Genomic DNA, 2,809 nt, shown 5'->3' with positions numbered 1-2,809 from the left:
CTCTCTCACCGACGCGGAAAAAGCGGCGGGATGGAAACTGTTGTTTGACGGCAAGGACCTGAACGGCTGGCACAACTTTAAGTCGAAAGGTGTCAAGCCCGGCTGGCAGGTCAAAGACGGCACGCTGGCTTGCGTTGATCCGCACAACGCCGGGGATTTGGTCACTGAAGGCGAGTTCGACTGGTTCGAGCTGCAGATTGACTACAATATCTCCGAGGGCGGCAACAGCGGCATCATGTTTCATGTCGCGGACGAAGGCGGCGCCGCGTGGGCGACCGGCCCGGAGTTCCAGCTCGAGGACAACGCAAAGGCCGCCGACCCGCAACGCTGCGGCTGGCTCTACGCGCTTTACCAACCACCGAACGATCCGCAGACGGGCAAACCGCTCGACGCCACCAAACACGCCGGTGAGTGGAATCATATTCGCCTGCTCATCACGCCGTCGAAGTGCGTGCATGAAATCAACGGCGTGAAGTATTTCGAATACGTGCTCGGCAGTGACGATTTCAAACAGCGCGTCGCCAAAAGCAAGTTCGGGAAGATGCCGCTTTTCGCCAGGTTTGACAGGGGATCCATCGCGCTCCAGGGCGATCACGGACAGGTCTCTTTCCGCAACATCAAGATCCGGCCCATCATGGCGAAGGAATAAACGCCGGCGGGGAAAGTCGAGTTTTCCGCCGCAAAGGATGAACAATTGCGGCGGACCCGCGCCCGGGACGACGGCACAGAACCCATCGACTCATGGACGCCATTGCAGTGGGGCAAAGCCCGTTCGCGGTCCTCACGTTCATCGCCGCGCCGGCGGTCCTGACCAACGCCGCCAGCGTCCTGGCGATGAGCACCATCAACCGCATGCTGCGCACACGCGACCGGATGACGCAGCTACTGGCGAAATCCGAAGCCGGCGTCAAAACCGCCGCTGATACGCGGCGCCTGGTTGGCCAGGTCAACCGGGTCGAGCGACAGGCCTCGCTGTTGTTGCGCGCGCTTCGCTCGATCTACGTGGCACTCGGCGCATTTGCGGCGGCGAGTCTGGTGACCCTGCTCGGCGCGGTTCTCGGTCACTGGCAGGTGGAGGGATGGTTTCGCGCGTTCGTCGGCAGCGGGCTTGTGCTTGGGTTTATTGGGGTCGGCGGGATGGTGACGGGCTGCTGGAATCTGCTTCACGCCACGCAACTGTCCCTGGAGAATATTCAGGAAGAGGCCGTCCTCATTCGCGAACAGCAACAGGAGCTGCAAAAGAATCTCTCCGCGCCGCCGCACTCACACGCGTGACAGGCAGTCCATCAAACGCCCGTTTCATCTTCTGCCGGGTCACTTCCGATACAGCAGGTAGAGAATCATCGCGGCGCTGAAGCCGAAGCTGAGACCGAGGCAGATCAATCCTGGCAGACGTCGCGGGGTGGATTGATACCAAAGGACGATTCCGGTGAGGGCGAAGAGTATCAGCGCAGCGCTGGCGAGGTCATAAAGCAACGCCCACGCGTCATAGATCCGGCCTCCGCCGTAGCCGTGGAGGCGATGCATTCCGTTGGCGAGACCGACAAAGCCGGATTCCTTGCGCGTGATGGACACCTGTCTGACGTCCTGCGAGACGACCGCTTCGAACGTGGTTCCCGGCCGCACGAAGTTGAATTGGCGGGATCCATCTTTGCGGTGGTTTGCGGGGTTTCGTTTGCCGCGCAGGTCGAACGTTTCCTGCAGGTAGCGCGACAGGACTTCGTCCGAAGTGTCGCCGGAATAGTTCAATGCCTCGGTGCGGGCCGAGGTGACAGGTCCGGGTTTGTTGAACCACCCATTATGGATCATCACATAACCGCTGGCAAAGTACATCAATACGAACACCAGCAGCAGAAGGCCGGTGAACAGATGGATGCGCCGGATCAGAGAATACACGATCAGCCTCGCAGGATGACAAACACCATGAACCCGACCGACGCGATCAAGGCGCCCAGAAAAGCGACCAGACCGATCCGCCGCTCGCGTTGGGAGTTCATCCAGAGATAGACACCCGACACCGCCGCGAATGCCACGAATCCCGTGCAAATCTCCGTGTAGATGGCCCACCACGAGGTGAACGGCGCATTCGGAACGCTGCCAAGCGCATGCAGGGAGTTGACGACCTGCCAGAACCCTTTGCGGCGTTCTTCGACGCGCACCTTGTGTTCGTTGGCCACCGTGTGGACGGTGTAGGACTTGCCGGGCCGTTCGAGGTCAAATTGCAAATCACCCGCCGCGTCGCGCGACATTTTCCATGGAATCGTCCAGCCGGCCAGCCCGAGCGAATCGCGGACCGACTGCGCGAACGCATCGTTGTTCGTGCCCGGCGTCGGCGTGAGCGGCGCCTGCCATTCGGTTGAGTTCGGCGCCGGCGCGACGAAGGCGAAGTGATGGTTGAAGTGGAGCGAGCTGAAGCCGAAGATCATCAGGTAAGGTGCGCACAGCAATCCGCCATAAAGGTGAATTCTCAAAATCCATTTGCGCATGGGACGCGGGCTGACCGCGGAAGAGTGGCTTGAAAACCGGATGTTCGCAACGAGAATCCCGGCCGTCCCGGCGCGTGGAGCGGCGGCCGGACCGGCAAGATTGCGATTGTTGTCCACGATGCGGCCCATTAGGATTCGGCGCATGAAATCCACATTCTTCAGCACGCTTGCCCTGGTCAGCATCGTCGCACGACTGAACGCCGCCGAATCGGAGGCGGGATTCAAGCCGCTCTTCGACGGAAAAACCTTCAACGGCTGGAAGGCGGCGACAGAGCACCCCGACACCTGGAAGATCGAAAACGGCGCGTTCGTCGCACACGGTC

Annotated in this window: 5 protein-coding genes; 3 read left to right on the top strand and 2 right to left on the bottom strand. The window is 60.8% G+C overall.

Annotated elements, in window-relative coordinates; translation table 11 throughout:
- Positions 1-649 (top strand): DUF1080 domain-containing protein (locus tag VN887_18735; GenBank protein ID HXT42052.1); only part of this gene is annotated, 649 nt, incomplete at its 5' end.
- Between the two features lie 92 nt (positions 650-741).
- On the top strand, positions 742-1,275 hold the full coding sequence (locus VN887_18730) for a DUF2721 domain-containing protein (GenBank protein HXT42051.1): 534 nt from the start codon (positions 742-744) through the stop codon (positions 1,273-1,275).
- Positions 1,276-1,314: 39 nt separating this feature from the next.
- On the opposite strand, the gene VN887_18725 is transcribed toward VN887_18730, so the two are convergent.
- Both VN887_18725 and VN887_18720 read right to left on the bottom strand, forming a co-directional pair.
- Entirely contained in the window at positions 1,315-1,896 is a 582-nt protein-coding gene (locus tag VN887_18725) for a PepSY-associated TM helix domain-containing protein (GenBank protein ID HXT42050.1), read from the bottom strand.
- Between the two features lie 2 nt (positions 1,897-1,898).
- Positions 1,899-2,630 (bottom strand): PepSY domain-containing protein, encoded by a 732-nt coding sequence (locus tag VN887_18720; GenBank protein ID HXT42049.1) that lies wholly within the window; start codon positions 2,628-2,630, stop codon positions 1,899-1,901.
- Here VN887_18720 and VN887_18715 point away from each other — a divergent pair.
- Positions 2,629-2,809, top strand: a 181-nt coding sequence (locus VN887_18715) for a DUF1080 domain-containing protein (GenBank protein HXT42048.1), incomplete at its 3' end; no start/stop codon positions are given. The genes VN887_18720 and VN887_18715 overlap by 2 nt on opposite strands.

The organism is Candidatus Angelobacter sp., from assembly GCA_035607015.1.
In the GTDB taxonomy this organism is placed as follows: Bacteria; Verrucomicrobiota; Verrucomicrobiia; order Limisphaerales; family AV2; genus AV2.
The sequence above is the reverse complement of the archived record's forward strand: the minus strand, read 5'-3'. Positions and strand labels throughout refer to the sequence as shown.

Coding starts and splice junctions, on each gene's coding strand:
- VN887_18730 (HXT42051.1), top strand. CDS start 742: ATGGACGCCATTGCAGTGGGGCAAAGCCCGTTCGCGGTCCTCACGTTC.
- VN887_18720 (HXT42049.1), bottom strand. CDS start 2,630: ATGCGCCGAATCCTAATGGGCCGCATCGTGGACAACAATCGCAATCTT.